Source organism: Devosia sp. MDV22-iso42 (genome assembly GCF_058629155.1).
The window spans coordinates 128239-151534 of the sequence record NZ_JBZVWR010000012.1 but is presented as its reverse complement, the minus strand read 5'-3'; the positions used below and the strand labels follow the sequence as shown (position 1 = coordinate 151534).

Sequence of the window (23296 nt, the reverse complement as noted above, 5' to 3'; positions counted from 1 at the left end):
CCCCCGGCTCAGGGGGAGGTCACGTCTATCGCTATTCTTCCCGCGCTGCCCAGTTCATGCCGCGGCGCATGATCGTGGCCATATCGACATGCTCGAACTCCTTGGCCTGGTGGCCCAGGGTCGAGTGGAACACGCGTCCCTTGCCATGCAGCCGCTTCCACACCACCGGCATCACCACGCCGTCGATCCAGGGCGCATGCTCACCGGTAAAGGTGGTCGTTGCCAGGACATGGTTGGAAGGGTCGACATGCATGTAATATTGCTCGGACGTATAGGGGAATGACTTGATCCCCTCCATCACCGGGTCGGCCGCGTCGGCGACATCGACCGTGTAGTCGATGATATTGCCCGGATGGGCAACCCACTGGCCGCCGACCATGAACTGGTAATCCACCGCGTCGCGGAACGCGTCGCTCATGCCGCCATGATGGCCGGCCAGGCCAACGCCGCCGGCGACGGCCTTGGTGAGGTTCTCAACCTCGGCCTTTTCGATCTTGCTCATCGTGAAGATCGGGATGATCAGGCTCAGATCATGGATGGACGGGTCGGCAAAAGCGCTGGTCTCCGTCGCCATGCGCACCGAATAACCATCCTCATGCAGCCAGCGGCGATAGATGGCCGCACATTCCTCGGGGTCATGGCCCGACCAGCCACCGTAAACGATCAAAGCACTCTTCATGCCGCACACTCCGCAAATCAGACGACGCGGAGAATACCTGACTGACCGGGCATTGAAACCCCAAGCCTACATCGCCAGCCTTGCCACCGCCGGCCGGTGCGCAAAAGCCCAGAATCGCAGCACCGCGTAATTGACGCTGGCCGTCAGTACCACCACGGCAATCGACGCCAGTACCGTGGGCAAAGCCACGATCTCGTGCACGCCATAGGAAAAACCCGCCGCCAGCAGCAACGCCATGCCCTGCACCGCCAGATAGCGCGGCAGTGCCTGGCCGTGGCCGGCCGCCGAGGCAAAGGAAAACCGGTAATGCAGCAGATAGACCGGCACGATCAGCATGGCATAGCTGGCCGTATTGACCAGCCAGTCGGCCACGCCGGTATGCAGCCAGACCAGCAGGCTCGACAACACGACAAAAGCGGCCGCGCCGCCTGCGCCCACCCCGATAAAGGGCAGCACGCCCCCACCTTGCGCGCGCACCGGCAAGGGACGCGGCGCTTCAAACATCAGGCTATGCAGGGCTGCACTCATGGAACGGACCAATCCTGTCTGGCATCATTCGTGCCAACCATCTTGCCGCAAGCCGCTTTCGCGAGCGTTACGCCGGCACACTCTCTTGCTCCATGGTTGACGCTTGTTGAAGCCACGTCGCCGCATGCCTGCCCGGCAGTTTGACCAAAAGGTCCACTTTTAACTGTCGCAAAAGACTGCTTAACTCCCCGCTGGACGTGGCGGACTGTTCCGATATCGCCAATCGACGGCGGCACGGGATTGGCCATTGCGGCATTGGACGTCAAGCAAACCAAGGAAAACAGGGATGAAAAAACTGCTTCTCGGCGCCACGGCGCTCACCCTCTGCGCTGGATTTTCCAGCGTGGCCTACGCGGATTTTACGCTGAACATCCTCCATATCAACGATTTTCATTCGCGCTTTGGCCCCATTACCGGCACCGATTCCAACTGTGATCCCGAAACCGATGCGGCCGGCGAGTGCTTTGGCGGCGTGGCCCGTCTCAAGACCGCCATCGATGCCAAGCGCGCCGCGCTCGAAGGCCAGAATGTCGTGCTGCTTGATGCCGGCGACCAGTTCCAGGGTTCGCTGTTTTATACCCAGTACCGCAGCGAGATCATCGCCGAGTTCGCCAATGACCTGGGCATCGAACTGATGGCGGTCGGCAACCACGAGTTCGATGATGGTCCAGCCGAACTGGCCAAACTGCTGGACGCCGTGAAGTTCCCGATCATTTCCGGCAATACCAATGTCGAAAACGAGCCCCTGCTGACCGGCCGCATTCCCGGCACCTTCGTGATGGACTTCGGCGCCGACAAGGTCGGTTTCGTCTCGGTACTGGCTGAAGATACCGATGAAACCTCTTCGCCCGGCGACAATGTCGTCTTCGAGGATACGTTCACCAGCCTGCGCGCTCAGGTCGATGCCCTGACCGCCGCCGGCGTTACCAAGATCATCGCGCTGACCCATGTGGGCTATAGCCATGACCTCGAGATTGCCGCCAATGTCCCCGGCATCGACGTGGTGGTGGGCGGCCATTCGCACACCCTCCTGTCCAACACCGACGAAAAAGCTGCCGGTCCCTACCCCACCATGGTTGCCGGGCCGGAAGGCACGGAAGTGCCTGTGGTCACGGCTGGTGCCTATGCCAAATATCTTGGCGACCTCGTCGTCACCTGGAATGACGAGGGCACGGTCACGGCCGCCGAAGGCGCGCCGATCATCATGGACGCTTCGGTCGTTCCCGACGAAGGCTATGTCGCCCGCCTGGCTGAACTGCAGGAGCCGATCAACGGGCTGATGGAGCAGGTCATCGGTACCAGCACCGGACCGATCGACGGGGCCCGCGAAACCTGTCGCGCCGTCGAATGCCAGATGGGCAACCTGGTGGCCGACGCCATGCTCGATCGCGTGGCTGACCAGGGCGTCACCATCGCCATCCAGAACGGCGGCGGTCTGCGCGCCTCCATCGATGCGGGCGAGATCACCATGGGCGAAGCGCTCACCGTCCTGCCCTTCTCCAACACTCTGGCCACCGTCGATCTCTCGGGTGCCGATGTCATCGATGCGCTGGAAAACGGCGTCAGCGACATCGAGAACGCGGCCGGCCGCTTCCCGCAGGTCGCCGGGCTGAAGTATAGCTACACACTGGCCAAGCCGGCCGGCGAACGCATCAGCGACGTCATGGTCGGCTCCGGCGACAGCTGGGCGCCGATCGATGAAGAAGCCACCTACACCATTGTGACCAACAACTACATGCGCGGCGGCGGCGACGGCTACGGCACCTTCGCCGAAGGCGACAATCCCTATGACTTTGGCCCGCCGCTCGAGCAGGTGCTGGCCGATTTCATCGCCAAGCAGGGCGGCGAATACACCCCCTATACCGACGGCCGCATCACCGTCATCCAATAGGCTCCAGCCTGCTTGAAGAAAGGGCGCCCTCGGGGGCGCCCTTTGCTTTCTGCCTCAACCAACCAGGAGCAGTCGGCTGCAGCTGGCACACTAGTCCTTTGCCGACGCGCCCATGGCGGCAAGGAACTCCGCCGAGGCAACCTGCGTCGCCAGCGCGCGTAGCTCCGCCGCCGTACCTGCCCCCAGCACGCCATCCATGCGCAGGTTTACCGCCTGCCAGAGTTCATACATCTGCCGGGTCTGCTTCATGCCCTGCTCGGTCAGCACGGCGCGCTTGATCCGCCCATCCTTGGGATCGGCATGCAGTTCGAGCACGCCGTCACGCACCAGCGGGCGCAAGGCGTGGGTCAGCGCCGAGATCTGGATCGACAGGCGCTTGGCCAAAGCCTGCAGCGATGGGCCCGTCCCGCCGGGCGCCCCACCCATTTCATCGAGCCGGCTGACCAGCATGGCCTGCGACGAGGTCAGCCCGGCCGGCGCTATGGCATTGTCGTAGACCTGCGTCAGTTGTCGCGAGGCCTGTCGCAACGCCGTATGCGTGCAGTGCATCAGGTCAAAAGGTTCAACGCTGTCGACATCGGGCGGCGCTTGCCTGGCCATGCTTGATCTCCTCCTCAAAAAATAGTTGAGTACATCACCATTGACAAGGGCACGACCACACGCCAGATAGTTGAGCACTCAACTAAAGGAGTGAAACCATGCCTTTGACCAAAACTGCCCTCATCACCGGCGCCTCGTCCGGTATCGGCGCCGTCTATGCCCAGCGCCTTGCCGCCCGTGGCTATAATCTCATCCTCGTCGCCCGTCGCGCCGAAAAGCTGGCCGCCCTTGCCCCTGAACTGGAGCAGGCCAATGGCGTTGCCGTGCGCAGCCTGGCCGCCGACCTGACCGATGAAACCGGCATCGCCAGCGTCGAGCAGGTGCTCCGCGACGAGAACATTGCGCTGCTGGTCAACAATGCCGGCATGGGCCCCTTCGCCACCACCGCCGACATGTCCGACGCCGATGCCGCTGCCACCCTGACCCTCAACGTCATGGCGCTCATGCGCCTCAGCCGCGCCGCCCTGCCCGGCATGCGCGCCCGCAAGGCCGGCACGGTGGTCAATGTCGGTTCGGTCATGGGCTTTTTTCCGTCGCCCATGAGCGCGCTGTACAGCGCCACCAAAGCCTTCGTGCTCACCTTTAGCCGCGGCCTGGCCGAAGAAGCCCGGGCAGATGGCGTCCTGGTGCAGGCCGTCTTGCCGGCCGGCACCGTGACCGACTTCTATGAGACGGCCGGCGTATCGATCGACAATTTCGATGCCTCAGTCTTCATGACAGCCGAGCAATTGGTCGATGCCGGTCTCGCCGGCATGGATCGCGGCGAGCAGGTCACCCTGCCCTCCGTACACGACGAAGAGCTCTGGACCAGCTACGACGCGGCCCGCGCAAAACTCTTCGCCGGCACGCAGAACGGCCAGCCGGCGCCGCGCTACGCCTGAGCCGTCACGCGGGCAAACAAAAATGGGTGCCGCAAGGCACCCATTTGGTCGTTCAGTAATCCGCGTTTAGCGGCGGCGCGCCACCTGGTTCCAGATCAGCAGGATGATGACGGCGCCGATGATGCCGCTGATAAAGCCGACACCCTCGCTCTGCGTACCCCCAAAGATCTGCTGGCCCAGCCACGTGGCCAGTACCGAACCGATAATGCCCAGCACCGTGGTCAGGATGAACCCGCTCGGCTTATTGTCGCCCGGCGTGATCCACTTGGCGATCAAGCCTGCCAGAAAGCCGATGATGATGGCCCAGATGATACCCATGAGGTTGACGCTCCTGTCTCGTGTCGCAGGATAATTCGCAACCCTGGCATCGGTTGCAGCCTCTGCTGGCAATTTTGTGATCGACCTGCCCGCAACCACCCCGCATTCCCACCGTTACCCGGCCATCGACAGGGTGAAGAAAGGAGCACAGCATGGACAAGATTATCCTCGCCACCACTCTTGCTGCCCTGATGGCAGCCAATGGCCTGCCCGCTTCGGGGCGAGAGGCCGGTTCGGTCACGCGCGCCGACCGCTCGGACGCCGCACGCGATCAGCTCGCGGCGGCCAGGCATGCCGCCCGCCCCCAGGTTGAGTCGCGTACGACAGACCAGGCCTAGCGCACCGACAGCTCGTGCCGATCGCGATCGGTGACGGTCGCCAGGTCGAGCACCTTCTGGATATTGGTGGCGTGGCGGAAGCTGGGCTCGAGGTTCTGGCCAGTCTGGACCGCTTCGAAGAAGCGCATATAGTTGGTGGGTACCGGATCGACTTCCACTTCCGTCCAGGTGCCGGTTTCAGCATCATCGCCCAGGCAGGTGAAGAGCTTGCTCCAGTCATGCCGGTGCTGCACTTCCACCGAGCCCAGCTCGCCATAGATGCGCAGGCGCAGCTCGTTGAAGTGCCCGGTCGCCCAGCGCGTGGCGTGGATCACGCCCAGCGCGCCATTTTCCAGCTGCGCCGTCATGGCGAAGCTGTCATTGGCATCGAGGTCATATTCGCCGATTCTGTTGTTTTCCGCCTTGGCATAGGTCTCGAGCCGGCAGAAGACCTTGGAGAAATCGCTGCCCGCGCCAAAGGCGGCAAAGTCCAGGATATGCACGCCAATATCGCCCAGCACGCCGTTCGAGCCGTGCTTCTTGCTCAGCCGCCACAGCCACTGGCTCTCGGTGCGCCAGTCGCCCCAGGCCTTCGATACCAGCCAGCTTTGCAGATAGCTTGCCTCGAAATGCTTGACTGTGCCCACCGCGCCGGACTGCACGATTTCGCGCGCCTTCTGCAGCTGGCTGACATTGCGATAGGTCAGGTTGACCATGTTGATCAGGCCCATCTGCTCGGCCAGCTCGGTCATTTCCATGGCCTTGCCATGGTCGGTCGCCAGCGGCTTTTCGCAGAAGACGTGCTTGCCGGCCCGCAACGCGGCCATGGTCGTGGGGTGATGGATCGAGTCCGGCGTGACATTGGCCACCGCGTCGAACTCACCCCATGCCAGCGCCGCATCCAGCGAGCCGAAGCCGCGCTCGATGCCATGCGTCTGGTTGAACGCCTCGACCCGCGCCGGATCGACATCCACTCCGCCCACCAGGGTGACCCCATCGATGGCCGCAAAATGCTTGGCATGGGTATTGGCCATGCCACCGGTACCCAGAATGAGCAGCCGCATTATCATATTCCCTGCAAGATGACTGACGTCATCGGTTCGTATTGTTGTTACTGGCGCAGGATTGGTCGAGATCCAGGTCAGGCTGAGCCGAAAATGGCGACCTTCGAAAACCGGAGCGGAGCGTACATCAGTACGTGAGCACCGGAAGCGCAGAAAGTTGCCGTTTGCAGGCCAGCCTCACCTGGAGACCGGCTGATCCTACTTGAAGCCTTCTTCGCGGCCGTGATGCAGCTTGGGGCCGCGTTCAACCAGCGGTTCGATGGACTCTTCCACCGGCGTATTGGGCGCCTCGAGCAGTTCGGGATGCTGGTTGGCATTATAGGCCCAGTTCACCGCATTGCGCAGCACCAGCCCAACCGTGTCGTCATGATAGGTCGGATAGGTTTCGTGGCCCGGCCGGAAGTAGAACACATTGCCGGCGCCGCGCCGGTAGGTGAGGCCACTGCGGAACACTTCCCCGCCCTGGAACCAGCTGACAAACACCGTCTCGAGCGGCTCTGGCACGCTGAAGGGCTCGCCATACATTTCTTCCATTTCGAGCTCGAAATAGGCCGGCAGCCCCTTGGCGATCGGATGGCCCGGACTGGTCACCCAGAGCCGTTCGCGCTCGCCGGCCTCGCGCCAGTGCAGCGCACAGGGCGAGCCCATCAGGCGCTTGAATATCTTGGAGAAATGGCCCGAATGCAGCACGATCAGGCCCATGCCCTCCCATACCCGCTTGGCAATGCGCTCGACGATCTCGTCCTCGACCTGGCCATGGGCCGCGTGGCCCCACCAGATGAGCACATCCGTCTCGGCCAGGGCCTCGACGGTGCAGCCATGCTCTGACTCCTGCAGCGTGGTGGTCCTGGTCACGATATTGCTATCGCTGGCCAGCAGCTTGGCAATCTGGTTGTGCATCCCTTCGGGATAGTTGTCGGCGACGATTTTGTTCTTCTGCTCGTGAACGTTCTCGCCCCAGACCAGGGTACGGATCGGCATGGAATTCTCCTGTTGGATGTGCCGCAGGGAGGTGCAGCACGGCAGTAAATTGGCACGTTGCAAAGCCGGCTTCCAGCCCGATGCGCGCCCCGCCATTGGCGCTGTCCAATATGACGCAGTCTAGGATCCAGATGGCCAAAGTTGGACGATGCTGACAGTTTTTTCCTGTCAGGCGATCGGTTTGCCTGCCGCGTTGAACCGGTGGACCCGGTCGGCCATCGGCGTGATCTGCACCACGTCGCCGCTCCGGTAGTCATTGGCACCGTCGAGACGCACTACCACCGGCTCCTCGGTCCCCATTTCGAGGTACACATAGCTGTCCGCGCCCAGGTTCTCCTTGTGGATCACCGTGCCGCTCCAGGTGCCGTTGTCGGGGACAATGGTCAGGTGCTCGCCGCGAATGCCCACCGTATGGGCGCCAAAGGCCTGGGCCTTGTCGCCGGCGATGAAGTTCATCTTGGGCGAGCCGATAAAGCCGGCCACGAACACCGAATTGGGTTGTTCATAGAGCTCCATGGGCGTGCCGACCTGCTCGATCAGCCCGTCGCGCAGCACGCAGATCCGGTCCGCCAGCGTCATCGCCTCGACCTGGTCATGCGTCACATAGATCATGGTCACATTGTCCATGCTCTCATGCAGCTTGGCGATCTCGATCCGCGTCGCCACCCGCAGTGCGGCATCGAGGTTGCTCAGCGGTTCGTCGAACAGGAATACCTTGGGGTCGCGCGTGATCGCCCGCCCGATCGCAACACGCTGCCGCTGCCCGCCCGAAAGCTGCTTGGGCAACCGGTCGAGATAGGGCGTGATCTGCAGCATCTCAGCTGCCTTCTCAACGCGCTGACGAATCTCCTCCTTGCCGTGACCCTTTTCCAGCGTCAGCCCGAAGGCCATATTGTCGAACACCGTCATGTGCGGATAGAGCGCATAGCTCTGGAACACCATGGCGATGCCGCGCTTGGACGGCGCCAGCGCATTGACCACCTTGCCGTCGAACAACATCTCGCCCGAGGTAATGTCCTCCAGCCCCGAGATCAGCCGCAGCAGGGTGGATTTACCGCAACCCGAGGGGCCGACAAAGACCATGAACTCGCCCTTGCGGACCGTCAGGTCGACCCCCTTGATAACCTCGACCACACCAAAGGCCTTGCGGATGTTACGCAGCTCGATGCTTGCCATTGTTTAGCTCCTCAACCCTTGACGCCGCCGGCGGTAAGGCCCGACACAATTTTACGTTGGAAAATGAGCACTAGGACCACCAGCGGCACGGTGACGATCACCGACGCCGCCATGATGAGGCCCCAGGGCGTTTCATATTGCGAACCGCCCGACAGCAGCGCGATGGCCACCGGCACGGTGCGGGTATCGTTCGATGACGTGAAGGTCAGCGCGAACAGGAACTCATTCCATGCCCCGATAAAGGCCAGCAGCCCCGTGGTCACCAGCGCCGGCCACATCAGCGGCATGAACACGCGGGTAATGATTACCCAGGGGCTGGCTCCGTCGACGATGGCAGCCTCCTCGATCTCGACCGGCAGGTCGCGCATGAAGGTGGTCAGCACCCAGACGGTGAAGGGCAGCGTGAAGATGGTGTAGGAAAAGATCAGCGCCCAGGGCGTATTGTAGATGCCCAGCGCCCGGATCACCTCGAACAGCCCGGCCAGCACGGCAATCTGCGGGAACATAGAGACGGCCAGGATCACCATCAGCAGGAAGCCGCGCCCCTGGAAACGCACCCGGCTGAGCGCGAACGCCGCCGTCACCGCCAGGAACAGCGCCAGCATCACCGTGACCGTGGCGACGAATACCGAGTTCAGCAGATTGCGCGGAAAACTGCCCTGGTTGAGCACGGCAATATAGTTCTCCCACGAGAACGACACCGGCCAATAAGTGACGCGGAAAATGTCGGTGCCCGATTTGAAGCTGGTCAGGATGGCGTAGTAGAACGGAAAGATCGACACCACCACGATCACCGCCACCAGCGCGTAGAACAGCACCGTCTTGGTGAGCTTCCACAGGTCGAACGTCGCACCCATCAGCGGTCTCCCCCGTCAAACCGGACTTTGCCCAGCCAGATATAGAGTACGGTCAGCACCGCGATGATCAGGAACAGCAGCGTCGATTGCGCCGAGCCATAGGCAAACTTGTCGAAGTCGAACAGGTTCTCCCGCGCCAGCACGCTCATCGTCTTGGTCGCCGCGCTATTGGGCGTCAGCACATAGATCAGGTCGAAGATGCGCAGCGCGTCGAGCAGCCGGAAGATGATCGCCACCATCAGCGCCGGCCGCACTAGCGGCAGGGTAATGTAGAAGAACTGCTTGACCGGATGCACGCCATCCAGCTCGGCCGCCTCGTAGATGTCCTTGGGGATCATCTGCAGCCCGGCCAGGATCAGCAGCGCCATAAAGGGCGTGGTCTTCCAGATATCGACCACCAGCACCGCCTGCATCGCCGTTTCGGCCGTGGCTGTCCAGGCTACCTTCTGGCTGAGCAGGCCCAGGCGCAGGCCCAGATCGTTGAGAATGCCGAACTGATCGTTGAGCATCCAGGCCCACATCTTGGCTGAGACGATGGTGGGGATGGCCCAGGGAATGAGGATGGCGGCGCGGACAAAGCCCCGCCCGCGGAACTCGGCGTTGAGCACCAGGGCCACGATCATGCCGAACACGGCCTCGAAACTCACCGACCAGAAGGCAAAGCGCAGCGTGTTCCACACCGCGTTCCACCAGGCGCTGTCGACCAGCAGGCCGCGATAGACCGTTCGGCCGCTTTCCAGCGTCGTCCAGCGCAGATAGTTGCCGAAGCCGATGAACTCGGCGCCATAGAGGTCGGTCAGCGAGGCATCGGTGAAGGAAAACCAGATCGAGCGCAGCAATGGCCAGCCGGCCACCACGCACAGCGCCGCCAGCATGGGCAGCAGGAACCATCGTGCCGCCGCCAGCCTTTGCTGGCTCAGTTCCGTTCGCCCCTTGACCACCACGATGGGGCGGGCGGACACCGCTATATCACTCGCCATTCTGCCTCTCCCTGCGCACTGTATGGGTCGGGGCGGGCAGCCGGGTCACCGGCCGTCCGCCCCGTGGTGTCCTGGGAGGACTTACCAGGCGTCGCCCTTGAGCTCCGTCAGATCGGCTTCGAGAATTTCAAGATTCTCGGCGGCCGAGCCATTGCCCGACAGGGTATTGTGCACGGCGCTCCAGAACAGCGAGGAGACCTCGTTGTACTTGACCTTGGTGGGAGCCGATGGCCGCGGCACGGCATTCTGGAAAATCTCTTTCCAGTTGGCCATGAAGGGCGAGGCGGCCAGCACATCGGCGTCGTCATAGAGCGACTCGATGGTGGGCAGGTTGGACTGGTTGATGGCGCGTTCCTTCTGCACCTCGGTCGAGGACAGGAACAGGGCCAGCTTGATGGCCTCTTCCGGATCGGGCGAGTACTTGGACACGGCCACATTCCAGCCGCCCAGCGTCGCCGCCGAACGGGCGCCTTCGCCGTCACCGGCGGGGAGCGGGGCCACGTCGAACTTGCCCTTCACCGCCGAGTCATCGCCATTGCCCAGCGCATACGCATAGGGCCAGTTGCGCATGAACACCGCGTTGCCCAGCTGCCACACGCCACGGCTTTCTTCTTCCTGATAGGCCAGGTTGCCATCGGGAGAGATGGTGCCGATCCAGCCGGCCGCGCGATCGATGGCGGCGGCCGCCTGCTCATTGTTGATCGAGATGGTGCCGTCTGCTTCCACGATCTGGCCGCCGCCATTGGACATCACCCATTCCAGCGCGTCGCAGGTCAGGCCTTCATAGGCATTGCCCTGGAAGACGAAGCCATACATGTCCGCTTGCCCCGCAGCCCGCTCGGCATCCATGATTTCCTGCGCGGTCGCCGCCATTTCGTCCCAGGTGGTAGGGATCGGCTTGTTGTATTTTTCCAGCAGGTCGGTGCGGTAGAACAGCGCCGGCGCGTCGGTGAAAGCCGGCAGGGCGACCAGCTTGCCGTCCACGGTCTGCGACTCGATGATCGAGGGGAAGTGCTCGCCCACGACATCCTTGGCCGCTTCGGTCAGGTCGAGGAACTGGTCGGCCAGCTGCGGCGCCCAGATCACGTCGGTCTGGTACACGTCGATATCGGCATTGCCGGCCGCCAGCCAGAGCCGGTACTGGCCGAACTGGTCGCTGGTCGAGGATGGCATGGGCACGATGGTGACGGTATTGCCCGTCTCGGCCTCGAACTTGTCGAGCTGGGTGCGCAGGAACGCCAGGCCATTGCCCGTATCGCCCGAAACCATGGACAGTTCGGCCGCCTGGGCCGACCCCATCACCAGGGTCACGCTCGTCAGCAGACCAACGAGCATTGTGTGCATTTTCATTAGATTTCCTCCCGAATGAAACATCCTTCGGAAAGGCACAGGCGACCGTCGGCACAGCTGTGCCGACTCACCCAATCCCCTCCCTCAAAAGCCCTGTGTCGCGGCAATCCTGCCGTCTTTTCAAAGCGCTTTGGATAAAAAGTAATCAGAGCGCCAAATTTCTGTCAAGCGCAGCTTGTGGGTAATTCCCCGACCGCCGCCGAACCAACGGAATTTATTCAATAAATACAATTATTTAACATCGTTCAGTGAATTTCTCTGACCGGTCTGGTAGCCGCATCTTGACGTACGCACCTCAAGCCAAAAGGCGCGGCGTCAGCGATTGCCACAAAATTTGAAACCGCTTTGGAGAGTTTGTGCAGCAGTGTCCTGGCACGGAGCAACCAGCGCTCACGCGCCGCCCAGGACACCCTAGGCCCAGCAGACAGACGACCGGCAGGCGGACTGCGCAGGGATGCACCCGGCGCCGAAGATGTCTGATGGAGCGAGCTGTAACCCGCCCGCCAGGGGCTGCAGCCGTTTGAGGGGCCGTCAGCTCAGCCTACGGGCAAGCCGGCAGCGTCGAAGCGATGGATCTTGTCGTCGATCGGCGAGAAGTGGATATTGTCGCCACTGCGATACTTGGTCGATCCGTCGACGCGCACCACAACCGGATCTTCCTGGCCCATGTCGATATAGACATAGCTGTCCGAGCCCAGATTTTCCGTATGGATCACCGTGCCGCTCCAGGTGCCACTATCGGGCGAAACGGTCATGTGCTCGCTGCGAATGCCCACCGTATGGGCATTGAACGGCTTGGCCAGCTCACCCTCGATCAGGTTCATCTTGGGCGAGCCGATAAAGCTGGCCACAAACAGCGACTGGGGCGTTTCGTATAGCTCCATCGGCGTGCCGACCTGCTGGATCTGGCCGTCGCGCAGCACGCAGATGCGGTCGGCCAGCGTCATCGCCTCGACCTGGTCATGCGTCACATAGATCATGGTCGTCCTGGTCATGGTCTCGTGCAGCTTGGCGATCTGGATGCGCGTGGCCACGCGCAGCGCCGCGTCGAGATTGCTCAGCGGCTCGTCGAACAGGAACACCTTGGGGTCGCGGACAATGGCGCGGCCGATGGCCACGCGCTGGCGCTGCCCGCCCGACAGCTGCCCCGGCAGGCGCTTGAGATAGGGCGTCAGCTGCAGTTGCTCTGCGGCGGCCGCCACCTTGGTCTCGATCTCTTCCCTGGGCGCATTGGCGATCTTGAGCGCATAGGCCATGTTGTCGAACACGGTCATATGCGGATAGAGCGCATAGCTCTGGAACACCATGGCAATGCCGCGCTTGGACGGCGCGCGATCATTGACCACCTCGCCTTCGATCTCGAGCGTGCCGCCGGTGATTTCCTCGAGCCCGGCAATGCAGCGCAGCAGGGTGGATTTGCCACAGCCCGACGGGCCGACAAACACCATGAACTCACCCGAATGGATGTCGAGATTGATGTGCTTGAGCACCTCAACCTGGCCATAACGCTTGCTGAGGTCGGTGAGCTTGAGGTTTGTCACGATCCGCTCTTCTTTCTTCTCATGAACCGTCCGGGGACGGCTGCAGGCCGAGTGCCCGACTTACTTGACTGAACCCGCCAGCAACCCGCGGACGAAATAGCGCTGCAGCGCAAAGAACACGATCAGCGGCACCACGATGGTGATGAACGCCCCGGCCGTGAGGATTTCCCAGTTATTGCCGCGCGAGCCGAGCAGGCTGACCAGCTTGCCGGTCAGCACCAGGCGATCCTGCTGGGCGCCGAGGAAAACCATGGCCACCAGCAGGTCATTCCACACCCACAGGAACTGGAAGATCGAGAATGAGGCCAGCGCCGGAAAGCTCAGCGGCAGCACCATGCCGGTAAAGATCTTGAAGTGGCTGGCGCCGTCGATGCGCGCCGATTCCATGATTTCCTTGGGCAGGCCCACCATGTAATTGCGCAAGAGATAAATGGCCAGCGGCAGCCCGAAGGCGGTATGGGCCAGCCATATGCCCAGATAGGTCTTGCCATCCGAGGCGCCCATCAGCTGGGCGATCTGGTTGTAGAGCGTCAGCAGCGGGATCAGCGACATCTGCAGCGGCACGACCAGCAGGCCCACCACCAGCGCGACGATGAGGCCGCGGAACGGAAACCGCATCCAGGCCAGCGCATAGGCGGCAAAGGCGGCGATCAGGATCGGGATGATGGTGGCCGGAATGGTCACCGTGAACGAGTTGATGAAGCTGCGCGCCACCCCGTTGGATGTCAGCACTTCCCAGTAATTGTCGAGCGTGAAGCGCGGGGCGATCTGCGCCAGGTAGAACACCCGCGGCCCCCGCGTATGGGTGAATTCGCTGTCCGACACCCATTCGAACGCACCGTCTGCGGCCACGCTGATGGTGCCGCCCTCGCGCATGGGCAGGCTCTCGCCCGGCGCCGCTGCCGCCGGCTCGCCATTGCTCAGCCCGAAGCCACCCAGCTGCTTGTTGGTGTCGCTGCCAAACACATTGCCGCGGATGACATAGCCGCCGGCTTCGGCGGCCTGGTCGGCGGCAGTGCCGATGCGCGTGACGCCCAGCGATTCCGATGTGCTCAGCGCTGTCCACCAGCCCGACACCGCCAGCTGATCCTTGTCGCGGAGCGAGGATACCAGCAGGCCTATGGTCGGCAGCGTCCACAGTGCCACCAGCGCCAGCAGCACCAGATGGGTTACAACCCGCCCTGGCCGCACGCGCTGGAACCAGTTCTTGCGGCGCACGGTCGGTGCGGCGACAACGGCCTCGGATGTTTCGGTGACAGCGGTCATTAGCGTGTCCCCTGCTCTGCATTGGCGCGACGGATATTCCAGATCATGATCGGCAGCACGGCCAGCATGATCACCACGGCAATGGCCGAGCCGCGGCCATAGTCGAAATTGACGAACATCCACTTGAACATGAAATTGGCCAGCACTTCGGTGTCCCATTGCCCATTGGTCATGGCAAAGATGATGTCGAACACCTTGAGCACCACGATGGTGATGGTGGTCCACACCACCACGATCGTCCCCATGATCTGCGGGATCATGATGTCGAAGAAGATGCGAATATCGCTGGCGCCGTCGATGCGGGCGGCCTCGAGCGTTTCCTCGGGAATGCCGCGCAAAGCCGCCGACAGGATCACCATGGCAAAGCCGGTCTGGATCCAGACCAGGATGATCATCAGGAACAGCGAATTCCAGAACGGAATGGTGATCCAGGCCTGCGGCGGCAGGCCGAAGCCGGTGACGATGGCGTTGAGCAGGCCGATCTGCACGTCGCCCTCGCCGCGATAGTCATAGACGAAGCGCCAGATCACCGAGGCGCCGACAAAGGAGATCGCCATCGGCATGAACACCAGCGACTTGGCGATATTGCCCCACCACAGCCGGTCCGCCAAAACGGCGATCACCAGCCCGAAGGCGGTGGCCAGCGACGGCACCACGATCAGCCACATGATGTTGTTGAGGATCGAGCGCTGGAAATTGCTGTCCGACAGTGCCCAGGCGTAGTTGGCAAAGCCCACGAAGTTGCGGCCCGACTTGTCGAGCAGGCTGAGGCGCAGCGTCTCGAACACCGGATAGATCAGGTAAACCGACAGGAACAGCAGCGCCGGCAGCAGGAACAGCCAGGGTCGAATCCGGTCGCGCAGGCGGTCACGCCGGGTAACGGCCTCGCCCGTCACATTGTCAGAATTGAGGAAGCGGTCGAGCATCCAGTTGCTGCCCCAGAAATAGGCAACACAGGCGGCGAGCGCCACGGCGATGGCGATGACGGCGCCAAACAATTGCTGCACAATATCGCCCAATTGCCGCTCCTCCCCGTATCAAGACGTCTTTTTATAGGACGAAACCGGCGCGTACGCCGGTCTCGATGATTCTGACTTATAGCCGTCTTATTTGATGGCGTCCCAGCTGGCCTGGATTTCGTCGCCAACCTGCTGTGCAGACTTGCCACCGACAAAGTCGACCATGCCGGTCCAGAAGCTGCCGGCGCCGATGGCGCCTGGCATCAGATCGGACCCGTCGAAGCGGAACGTCGTCGCGTCGAGCAGGATCTGGCCTTCACCCTTGAGGGTGTCATTGGCATAGGTCTCCACATTGGCAGCCAGCAGCGTCGACAGGAAGCCGGACTGAGCCATCCAGATCTCGTTGGAGATCGGGTTCATTAGGAAGTCGATGAAGGCCTGGGCGGCGGGGGAGTCCTTGGTCACGACGGCAAGCGTGCCGGCGCCGAGCACGGGCTGGCCCAGATCGCGTTCGGTCGAGGCGGGGAAGTAGAAGAAGTCCGCATCGGTGCCCAGCTCGGTGCCTTCAGGGAAGAAGGACGGAATGAACGAGGCTTGGTGGTGCATGTAGCAGGCCGGCGGCACGGCAAACAGGCCGAGCGGGCTTTCACGGAAATCCGTGGTGCCCACGGCAGCAACGCCACCGGCAACCTTGGCATCATCCTTGGCGAACCAGCCGAATTCTTCCAGCGCCGCCACGACCTTTGGATCGTTGAACTTGAGTTCATTGCTGACCCAGGCGTCATAGTCTTCCGGCGTATTGATGCGCAGCATGATGTCTTCGACCCAGTCGGTCGCCGGCCAGCCGGTCGCGCCGCCCGAACCCAGGCCGATGCACCATGGCGTCGCGCCATCGGCAACCATGGTCTCGGTAAGGGTCTTGAGCTCTTCATAGCTCTGCGGCACTTCATAGCCGGCATCGGCGAAATTGTCCGGCGAATACCAGACCAGCGACTTCAGGTCCGACTTGTAGGGTACGGCATAGAACGCCTCTTCGCCGCTCGCATTGGCGTAGGTGCCCAGCGACACGAAGGACGAACCGGCAGCATTGCCCGATTCAACGGCGGCCTTGACCTCATCGGACAGCGGCACGAGATAGCCCTTGGAGGCCATGTCGGCCAGCAGGCCTGGCTGCGGCAGGATAGTGATATTGGCCGACGAACCGGCAGCCGCATCGATCTGTGCCTGCTGCTCGTAGTTTTCCGAGGAGGCGTAATTCACCGTCGCGCCGGTGGCATCTTCGAAATAGGCCAGCACGCTCTCGAACATTTCCTGGTCGCCGCCTTCGCGCCATGGACCCCAGATAGTCAGGGTCTGGCCCGCCAGATCGCTATGGGCGGCGGCGAATTCCTCGAGGGCTGCCCAGCTGAAGGCGCCTTCGCCCTTGGGGAACAGCAGTTCCTGCGCCTGCACATTGGTCGCTGTCAACGAAATGCCCAGCAGCATTGCCGTTGTCATCATGGTGAGTTTCATAAGGTATCCTCCCGGTAAGCCGAAAAAGAGAGATCACGCCCTTCCGCCAGCGCCTTGCGCCGGCATGAAAGGCCTGTCCTCCCGCCAAGCGTCCCCTGTCGCGCCGTCTCCGGCATCAGGTCAAAGCGCTTTGGCTCGAAACCAACCAGAGTGGCCATGGCCTGTCAAGCACGGCTCAGCGGCCAATGGGGACCTCGGCCACCTCAATCGATATAAACCCAGCAATACGGCGCGTTAAGGCCCACTGAGGCAAACTGGCTCACCCACCCCTCGCGGGATCCGGCCAGGCAATCACAAACGCGGCCCACAAAACCGGCTCTTGCGTCGCAATTTGAAATCGCTTTGAATGCGCGCGGAGGAAGATGCGGACCGGCTTGATGCAGGCCCGCTGCCCCCACGCCGGCCGCACGATCCAGGCACCAGACAAGGCGCCAGCCTGCAGCCGAAAGCGGAAGGGCCACGAACGCTTATGAGACTGAAGGATCTGGCCGAGCATCTCGGCCTGTCGCAGACCACCGTCAGCCGCGCCCTCAATGGCTATCCCGAGGTCAACGAGGCCACGCGACTGCGGGTCGCCGAGACCGCAACGCGGCTGGGCTATCGCCCCAATGCCAATGCGCTGCGCCTGGCCACCGGCCGTGCCGGTGCCATCGGCATGGTGCTGCGCGGCTCCTCCGAATTCGGCCCCCATACCAGTGAATTCCTCAGCGGCGTTGGCGGGCGGCTGGCCGAAGAGGAAATCGACATCATCGTCACCACCGTGCAGACCTATCACGAGGAGGTCGCTGCCTATCGCCGGCTGGCCGCCAGCCAGAAGGTCGATGCCATTATCCTGCATTCGCCCACCCTGCATGACGAGCGCGCCAAACTGCTGATGGAACTCAATATTCCATTCGTGCTGCATGGTCGCACCGAAATCGGCGCGCCCCATGCCTGGCTCGATATCGACAATGCCGGCGCCATCGAACGCGCCACCAGCCACCTGCTCGATCTCGGCCATCGCCGTATCGCCCTCTTCAACGGTTTCAAGGATCGCACCTTTGCCGTGCACCGCGAGAGCGGCTACCGCAAGGCGCTTGCCGCCCGCGGCGTGGCCTGCGATCCGGCGCTATTGAGCAATGCCGCCTTCAGCGACGAAATCGCCTTCCGCAGCGCCCATGACATGCTCGAGATGGACACCGCGCCAACGGCCTTCCTTGCCGGTTCGATGATGACGGCTTTGGGCGTCTTCCGCGCCATTCGCCAGGCAGGGCTGACCCTGGGTCAGGACGTGTCCATGATCGCCCATGACGACGTCTTCCCCTATCTCAACGCCGACAACATGTACCCGTCCATGTCCACCACCCGCTCCTCCATCAGCCTGGCCGGCATCCGCATTGCCGAGCTGATCCTGCAGATCCAGGCCGGCAAGCCGGTGGCCGACATCCACGAAGTCTGGCCAGTCGAACTGGTCCTGCGCGAAAGCACCGGCCCGGCGCCGAGCTGAGCGCCGCACGGCACGGCTGCCCGCCATTCCCTCTGCGCGCGGCTTCACCCCATCTGCAACCTGACGGAGCCATCCATGCCCGACAATCACGCCCATTTGTGGCCCGGTGTTCCGCTCGCCCTCGCCTCTGCCGTGCTGTTCGGCGCTGCCGCCCCGCTGTCCAAGCTGCTGACCGGTTCAGTCGACCCATGGCTGCTGGCCGGCATCCTCTACCTGGGAGCTGGTTTGGGGCTAGCACTGGTGCAATGGGGCCGGGCGGGCATCGGCCTGCCCAATGACGAAGCCCCCCTGCAGGGAATGGACATGCCTTGGCTGGCGGCCGTGGTCGTCATCGGTGGCATGCTGGGCCCCCTATGTCTCATGCTCGGCCTGTCACAGACATCGGCGGCATCGGGATCCCTGCTGCTCAATCTGGAAGGCCTGGCCACCATGACCATTGCCTGGCTTGTCTTCCGCGAGAACGTTGATCGGCGCCTGCTCTTCGGTGCGGCCGCCATCCTGGCGGGTGCGGTACTGCTGACCTGGAATGGCCAGTCCCTGCAGCTCGACACGGGCGGGGTGCTGATCGCCGCCGCCTGCCTGTGCTGGGGTATCGACAACAATCTGACCCGCAAATTGTCCGCTGCCGACCCGGTCCAGATCGCCATGATCAAAGGGCTCGTCGCCGGCGCCACCAATCTTGTCCTCGCGCTGTCGCTGGGGGCCGCCCTGCCCGATGCCGCATTGATCGGCGCGGCGGCCCTGGTCGGGTTCTTCTGCATCGGCGTCAGCCTGGTCATGTTCATGCTCGGGCTGCGCCATCTGGGGACGGCACGCACCGGCGCCTATTTCTCACTGGCCCCGTTTGTTGGTGCGGTGCTGGCCATTCTGATCTTTGGCGATTCGATAACGGTCCAACTCGTGCTGGCGGGCCTGCTGATGGGCTTTGGCCTGTGGCTGCACCTGACCGAGCGTCACGACCATGACCATGTGCATGAGGAGCTCGAACACGACCACCTGCACACCCATGACGATCACCATCAGCATGCTCATGACGGGCCAGTGCACGAACCGCACGCACACTGGCATCGGCACGAACCCCTGCGGCACAAGCATCCCCATTATCCCGACCTGCATCACCGCCACAGCCACCCTTGAGCCAGCCGGGCTGCACTTACCCCACCCGCAGCAGGTGGTTGTCGAACTGGAAATCGAAGCGCTGCGCATCCCGCTTCGCCCCGGCAATGCCGATGAGTTCGCCCAGCCCGGTGCTGGCGACAAAACCCTTGCCGTCCGGCGCCAGGCCACAGCCATTGCGCAGCGTCTGCACCAGCACCGGCCGGCGTCCCTCGACGTCGATCGCCACCAGCAAGTCACCCTCCGGCGAGGACACGGCAACGGTCTTGCCGTCGGTCGAAGCAGCAACAGAGCCGACATAATTGCGTAAATCCGCCAGCGTGCCGGGTGGCAGCTCGATCAGCGCGATCGCTCCGTCCAGGGTCGCATAGCCCACCAGTTGCGGGGTTTCGCTGGGCGCGCCTCGATACTGGCAGCCGAACCAGACACGGCCGCGTCCATCAATCGCCATGTGGCGGATCGACAGCTGATGCAGCCCGGCATCGAGCCGCAACTGCCCCACCAGTTGCCCATCGCGCCGGTCGATAAACACCACCGAGGGGTCCATGGTCTCAAGATTCAGTTCGGTCCGGCCATAATCGGGATGCGTCTCGATCCCGCCATTGGCCACCACCAGCGTCACCCCATCGGGCATCAGCAGCATTTCATGCGGGCCGGTGCCGTAGGTGGGAAATTCGCCGATCCGCCGATACCCGCCGCGCGCGTCATAAATCCCCACAACGCCCTGCGCCGCGTCAAAATCGCTCTCGGTGGCGTAGAGCAGCTTGCCGTCCGGCGAGAACACGCCATGGCCGAAAAAATGCCGCCCCGCCACACTGGTCAGCGTCACCGGCGCGTCCTTGCCGGTCGGATCGAACACCACGGCAAACGTTCCCGGCTGGCGGGCAAACACCACGCCGCGCCCCGCCTCCCGGCTCAGCGTGATGTCATGACCGCGATCGGGTAGGGCAATGCTGGCGATCAGCTCGCCCGCCTCGCCCAGCAGCACCGCGCCATAGCCGCCGCTGGCGGTCTGCACCGCGCTGGCAAATACCAGCTCGGTCCGCTCCAGCGCCAGCGCCTGGCGCGGCAGCAGGCTGGCGGCAAAGCCCGCCCCCGCCGCCTGCAGAAACGCCCGGCGCTGCCACATGTTCAGTCCCCGTCCAGCGATGAGAAGCCCACACTGAGGCCGAGTGCAGCCGGCAATTGCTCGCCGACCATCGCCTGCAGCGAGCCTGTCACCAGCACGAGATAGCTGAGGGCGGCCGCCTGCTTCTCGTCTGCCACCGCCGCCTCGACTGGCAACGTCACCAGATCAAGTGCCCGCACCGCATTGCGGAATTCAAACTGGATCGAGTTGTCCAGGCCCTGATTGGCCTCCCCCACCGCCCGCGCCACGCCGGAACGGGCGACCAGCTCGGCCATGCCGTCCACATTGGCGCGCACGAATGCCATCGTCGTACCGGCGCGCCAGAACGCGGCCAGCTTGGGCTTGGCCGGGCCATCCGTATTGGCCATGAACGGCATCAGATGCTTGTCCCGCAGCCCTTCTAGCCCGTGCGAGACGAGGCTCACCAGCGCCTCCAGCGCCTCGGTTTCCGAGCGGTAATCGGCATAGTCCGCCTGCGGGCTCTGCAAATGGTCGGAAATGCCGCCGGGCACATACCAGCCGGCCACCATCCCCTTGGCCATGCCGGCAATATTGCCGGCAATGGTCTGTCCATAAGCGCAACGGAACGCTCCCGCGGCGCCGACCAGGCTCTCAGACCCGGTGCCGAACAGCACGAATTCCAGTGCCCCCAGCCCCTGCACGGCCACGCTCTTGGCCCTCAGGCCGGTAAGGTCGGTCGCGGTTGCGTCCTCCTCGGCCAGGATCGCCTGCACATGCTTGAGCCCGATGCCGCGTCGGTCCGGCCAGAACAGCAGCCTGTCGGCCCGGTTGTCTTCCATCAGTGGCCCGATACGCAGGAAGTCGATCCGGCCATAGGCGGCCACGACCTGCTTGAACTGCTGTGCCGCAATCGCCACGCCATCCTGCGACGGCACGGCACATAGCGCCACCATGGCGCTTTCGAGCCCGCGCGCGGCCGCATCCAGCCGCAGCATATTGGGACGGATCACATCCACCACGGCATCATGCAACACGGCCGCGGGCGTCGTCTCCTGCGCCGGCGCGGCCCCGGCAAAGGCGAGCATCAGCGCGGCAATCATCATCAAGCGCATCAAAGGGATCCCAGAAAGCTCAGCAGGTCATCGCGGGTGGCTTTCGACATCCCGGCAAAGTCGTCGCGCGCCGCCTGCGCTTCTCCGCCATGCCACAATATGGCTTCGGTCAGATTGCGCGCGCGGCCATCATGCAGGAAAAAGGTGTGCCCCGAAACGGTTTCCGTCAGCCCGATGCCCCAGAGCGGCGCCGTGCGCCACTCATAACCATCCGCCTGCCCCTCCGGCCGGTGATCGGCCAGGCCTTCGCCCATGTCATGCAACAGGAAATCGCCATAGGGCCAGATCAGCTGGAACCGGTGCGCCGGGTTTTCCGCGTCCCGGCTGGTGACGAATTTGGGCACGTGACAGCTGGCGCAACCGGCCTCGTAAAACGCCTGCTTGCCGCGCAATACTTCTGGCGCATCGACATCGCGGCGCTCCGGCACGCCCAGCGTCTGCGCATAGAAGGTTACCAGATCCAGCACCGGGTCAGGCGCTTCCGACGGCCCCAGCCGCGCCTGCACCCCGGTCGGCATGGCGAGGCATTCTGGTTGCTTGACCGTGCAGTCGCCATGCGGCGCATCCACCAGCGGCGTGGCAATGCCGATATCGCCTGCAAAGGCCGATGCCGACTGGCTGCGCACACTGGCCTTGCCCGCCTTCCAGCCGAAGCGCCCCAGCATCACCGACTGGCTGACCGGCTCGATTGTCCAGTTGGCCCGGCCGGAAATGCCGTCGCCATTGCCGTCCTCAGGATCGGCATGCGCCAGGATGTCTTCGGCCGGAATGGCCTCGACCAGCCCCAGCCCGCTCATCGGATTGGCAAGCCTCGGCGACAGCATGACATCATCCGCCATCGGCCCGTAATTGAGATCGGCCACCGAATAGGCCGGCGCCCGCAGCGTCACCACCGTGCCGTCGTCCAGCGTTACCGGCAGGTCGCTATAGTCGATCACCATTCGTCCTTCGGCTGCAAGGCCGGGCACGGCAAAGTCCTGCAGCTGGCCGCCATAGATGGGATCGCCCACCTCTTCGTCAGTCACCCCGTCAATGCGCGGCCGCGGATCGTCCGCCCCCGGCGGCACCGACAGGCGCAGGAACATCGAGACATTCTCGGCCTGCCCCTCAAAGGGCGGATGCCCGCGCCCGTCCTTGATATGGCAGCTCTGGCAGCCGCGCGCATTGAACAGCGGCCCCAGCCCATCCGAGGCCTGGGTGGAGCTCGGCGAGCTCACCCAGATCTTGCGGAACAGCGCATTGCCCAGCTTGAACTGTTCTTCCTGCTCAAAGCTGAGGTTGTCGAGAAAATGACTGAAGGAGTCGGCATTGGGCGCGAAATTGGTCGTGCCCTTGCCCGCCGGCTTGCCCTCGAAATTCTCCGCCTTGCTGAAGTCCGTTGTCGGCGCCGTCACGCGCTGCACCCGCGCCAGATCCTCCGGCTTCAGATCGCTGCGCACCGCCCCGTCCTGTGCAAAGACCATGCCGCCGGCCAGCAGCGCAACAAGGGCAAGGGTGAGGCGGGTTTTCATGGCGTCTGTCCAGTTATGGAGAGGTTACCCTCTCCGGCCCTCCCCCGGGATAGGGGGAGGATTCTGCCGGGTGAACCCGGC

22 protein-coding genes are annotated in these 23296 nt (G+C 63.2%); 5 read left to right on the top strand and 17 right to left on the bottom strand.

Annotated features, from left to right (window positions below):
- Positions 1 to 31 precede the first annotated feature (31 nt).
- Entirely contained in the window at positions 32 to 679 is a 648-nt protein-coding gene (locus tag AC4NN3_RS15605) for a ThuA domain-containing protein (protein WP_491928007.1), read from the bottom strand.
- A 66-nt stretch (positions 680 to 745) separates the two neighbouring features.
- Entirely contained in the window at positions 746 to 1207 is a 462-nt protein-coding gene (locus tag AC4NN3_RS15600) for a GtrA family protein (RefSeq protein WP_491928006.1), read from the bottom strand.
- A gap of 286 nt (positions 1208 to 1493) precedes the next feature.
- On the opposite strand from AC4NN3_RS15600, the gene AC4NN3_RS15595 reads away from it, so the two are divergent.
- Positions 1494 to 3098, top strand: coding sequence for a bifunctional metallophosphatase/5'-nucleotidase (locus tag AC4NN3_RS15595; protein WP_491928005.1), 1605 nt, complete (start codon positions 1494 to 1496; stop codon positions 3096 to 3098).
- A 90-nt stretch (positions 3099 to 3188) separates the two neighbouring features.
- Here AC4NN3_RS15595 and AC4NN3_RS15590 read toward each other — a convergent pair whose 3' ends face one another.
- Positions 3189 to 3698, bottom strand: coding sequence for a MarR family winged helix-turn-helix transcriptional regulator (locus AC4NN3_RS15590; RefSeq protein ID WP_491928004.1), 510 nt, complete (start codon positions 3696 to 3698; stop codon positions 3189 to 3191).
- A gap of 98 nt (positions 3699 to 3796) precedes the next feature.
- Here AC4NN3_RS15590 and AC4NN3_RS15585 point away from each other — a divergent pair, with 98 nt between their 5' ends.
- Positions 3797 to 4579, top strand: a complete 783-nt coding sequence (locus AC4NN3_RS15585) for an SDR family NAD(P)-dependent oxidoreductase (protein WP_491928003.1) — start codon at positions 3797 to 3799, stop codon at positions 4577 to 4579.
- 66 nt (positions 4580 to 4645) lie between these two features.
- Here the strand turns inward: AC4NN3_RS15585 and AC4NN3_RS15580 are convergent, their stop codons facing one another.
- Complete coding sequence (locus AC4NN3_RS15580; protein ID WP_491928002.1) at positions 4646 to 4897, bottom strand: GlsB/YeaQ/YmgE family stress response membrane protein; 252 nt, start codon at positions 4895 to 4897, stop codon at positions 4646 to 4648.
- A gap of 152 nt (positions 4898 to 5049) precedes the next feature.
- Between AC4NN3_RS15580 and AC4NN3_RS15575 the strand changes: the two genes are divergently transcribed.
- A complete protein-coding gene (locus AC4NN3_RS15575) occupies positions 5050 to 5235 on the top strand; it encodes a hypothetical protein (RefSeq protein WP_491928001.1) in 186 nt (61 codons plus the stop codon).
- On the opposite strand, the gene AC4NN3_RS15570 is transcribed toward AC4NN3_RS15575, so the two are convergent.
- From AC4NN3_RS15570 to AC4NN3_RS15525, 10 genes are all read right to left on the bottom strand, one after another.
- Entirely contained in the window at positions 5232 to 6278 is a 1047-nt protein-coding gene (locus AC4NN3_RS15570) for a Gfo/Idh/MocA family protein (RefSeq protein ID WP_491928000.1), read from the bottom strand. The two genes, AC4NN3_RS15575 and AC4NN3_RS15570, sit on opposite strands and share 4 nt — an antisense overlap.
- Positions 6279 to 6476: 198 nt before the next feature.
- Complete coding sequence (locus AC4NN3_RS15565; RefSeq protein WP_491927999.1) at positions 6477 to 7259, bottom strand: ThuA domain-containing protein; 783 nt, start codon at positions 7257 to 7259, stop codon at positions 6477 to 6479.
- Positions 7260 to 7427: 168 nt separating this feature from the next.
- A complete protein-coding gene (locus AC4NN3_RS15560) occupies positions 7428 to 8435 on the bottom strand; it encodes an ABC transporter ATP-binding protein (RefSeq protein ID WP_491927998.1) in 1008 nt (335 codons plus the stop codon).
- 11 nt (positions 8436 to 8446) lie between these two features.
- Positions 8447 to 9292 (bottom strand): carbohydrate ABC transporter permease, encoded by an 846-nt coding sequence (locus AC4NN3_RS15555; protein WP_491927997.1) that lies wholly within the window; start codon positions 9290 to 9292, stop codon positions 8447 to 8449.
- Positions 9292 to 10272: a carbohydrate ABC transporter permease gene (locus tag AC4NN3_RS15550; protein WP_491927996.1), complete on the bottom strand. Its 981-nt coding sequence runs from the start codon at positions 10270 to 10272 to the stop codon at positions 9292 to 9294. Before AC4NN3_RS15550 ends, AC4NN3_RS15555 begins: the two co-directional genes overlap by 1 nt.
- A gap of 81 nt (positions 10273 to 10353) precedes the next feature.
- A complete protein-coding gene (locus tag AC4NN3_RS15545; protein ID WP_491927995.1) occupies positions 10354 to 11622 on the bottom strand; it encodes an ABC transporter substrate-binding protein in 1269 nt (422 codons plus the stop codon).
- A gap of 536 nt (positions 11623 to 12158) precedes the next feature.
- Positions 12159 to 13163 (bottom strand): ABC transporter ATP-binding protein, encoded by a 1005-nt coding sequence (locus AC4NN3_RS15540; RefSeq protein ID WP_491927994.1) that lies wholly within the window; start codon positions 13161 to 13163, stop codon positions 12159 to 12161.
- Positions 13164 to 13223: 60 nt separating this feature from the next.
- A complete protein-coding gene (locus AC4NN3_RS15535) occupies positions 13224 to 14429 on the bottom strand; it encodes a carbohydrate ABC transporter permease (protein ID WP_491927993.1) in 1206 nt (401 codons plus the stop codon).
- On the bottom strand, positions 14429 to 15436 hold the full coding sequence (locus AC4NN3_RS15530; protein WP_491928155.1) for a carbohydrate ABC transporter permease: 1008 nt from the start codon (positions 15434 to 15436) through the stop codon (positions 14429 to 14431). Before AC4NN3_RS15530 ends, AC4NN3_RS15535 begins: the two co-directional genes overlap by 1 nt.
- A 99-nt stretch (positions 15437 to 15535) precedes the next feature.
- Complete coding sequence (locus AC4NN3_RS15525) at positions 15536 to 16900, bottom strand: ABC transporter substrate-binding protein (RefSeq protein ID WP_491927992.1); 1365 nt, start codon at positions 16898 to 16900, stop codon at positions 15536 to 15538.
- 469 nt (positions 16901 to 17369) lie between these two features.
- Between AC4NN3_RS15525 and AC4NN3_RS15520 the strand changes: the two genes are divergently transcribed.
- Entirely contained in the window at positions 17370 to 18386 is a 1017-nt protein-coding gene (locus AC4NN3_RS15520; protein WP_491927991.1) for a substrate-binding domain-containing protein, read from the top strand.
- Positions 18387 to 18461: 75 nt separating this feature from the next.
- Positions 18462 to 19523: a DMT family transporter gene (locus AC4NN3_RS15515; RefSeq protein WP_491927990.1), complete on the top strand. Its 1062-nt coding sequence runs from the start codon at positions 18462 to 18464 to the stop codon at positions 19521 to 19523.
- Positions 19524 to 19539: 16 nt separating this feature from the next.
- Here AC4NN3_RS15515 and AC4NN3_RS15510 read toward each other — a convergent pair whose 3' ends face one another.
- The 3 genes from AC4NN3_RS15510 to AC4NN3_RS15500 are packed head-to-tail and all read right to left on the bottom strand — an operon-like array spanning position 19540 to position 23215.
- Entirely contained in the window at positions 19540 to 20631 is a 1092-nt protein-coding gene (locus AC4NN3_RS15510; RefSeq protein ID WP_491927989.1) for a DUF1513 domain-containing protein, read from the bottom strand.
- A gap of 2 nt (positions 20632 to 20633) precedes the next feature.
- A complete protein-coding gene (locus tag AC4NN3_RS15505; RefSeq protein ID WP_491927988.1) occupies positions 20634 to 21704 on the bottom strand; it encodes an imelysin family protein in 1071 nt (356 codons plus the stop codon).
- Entirely contained in the window at positions 21704 to 23215 is a 1512-nt protein-coding gene (locus tag AC4NN3_RS15500) for a di-heme oxidoreductase family protein (protein ID WP_491927987.1), read from the bottom strand. The genes AC4NN3_RS15505 and AC4NN3_RS15500 overlap by 1 nt, the downstream gene beginning before the upstream one ends.
- Positions 23216 to 23296: the final 81 nt, after the last annotated feature.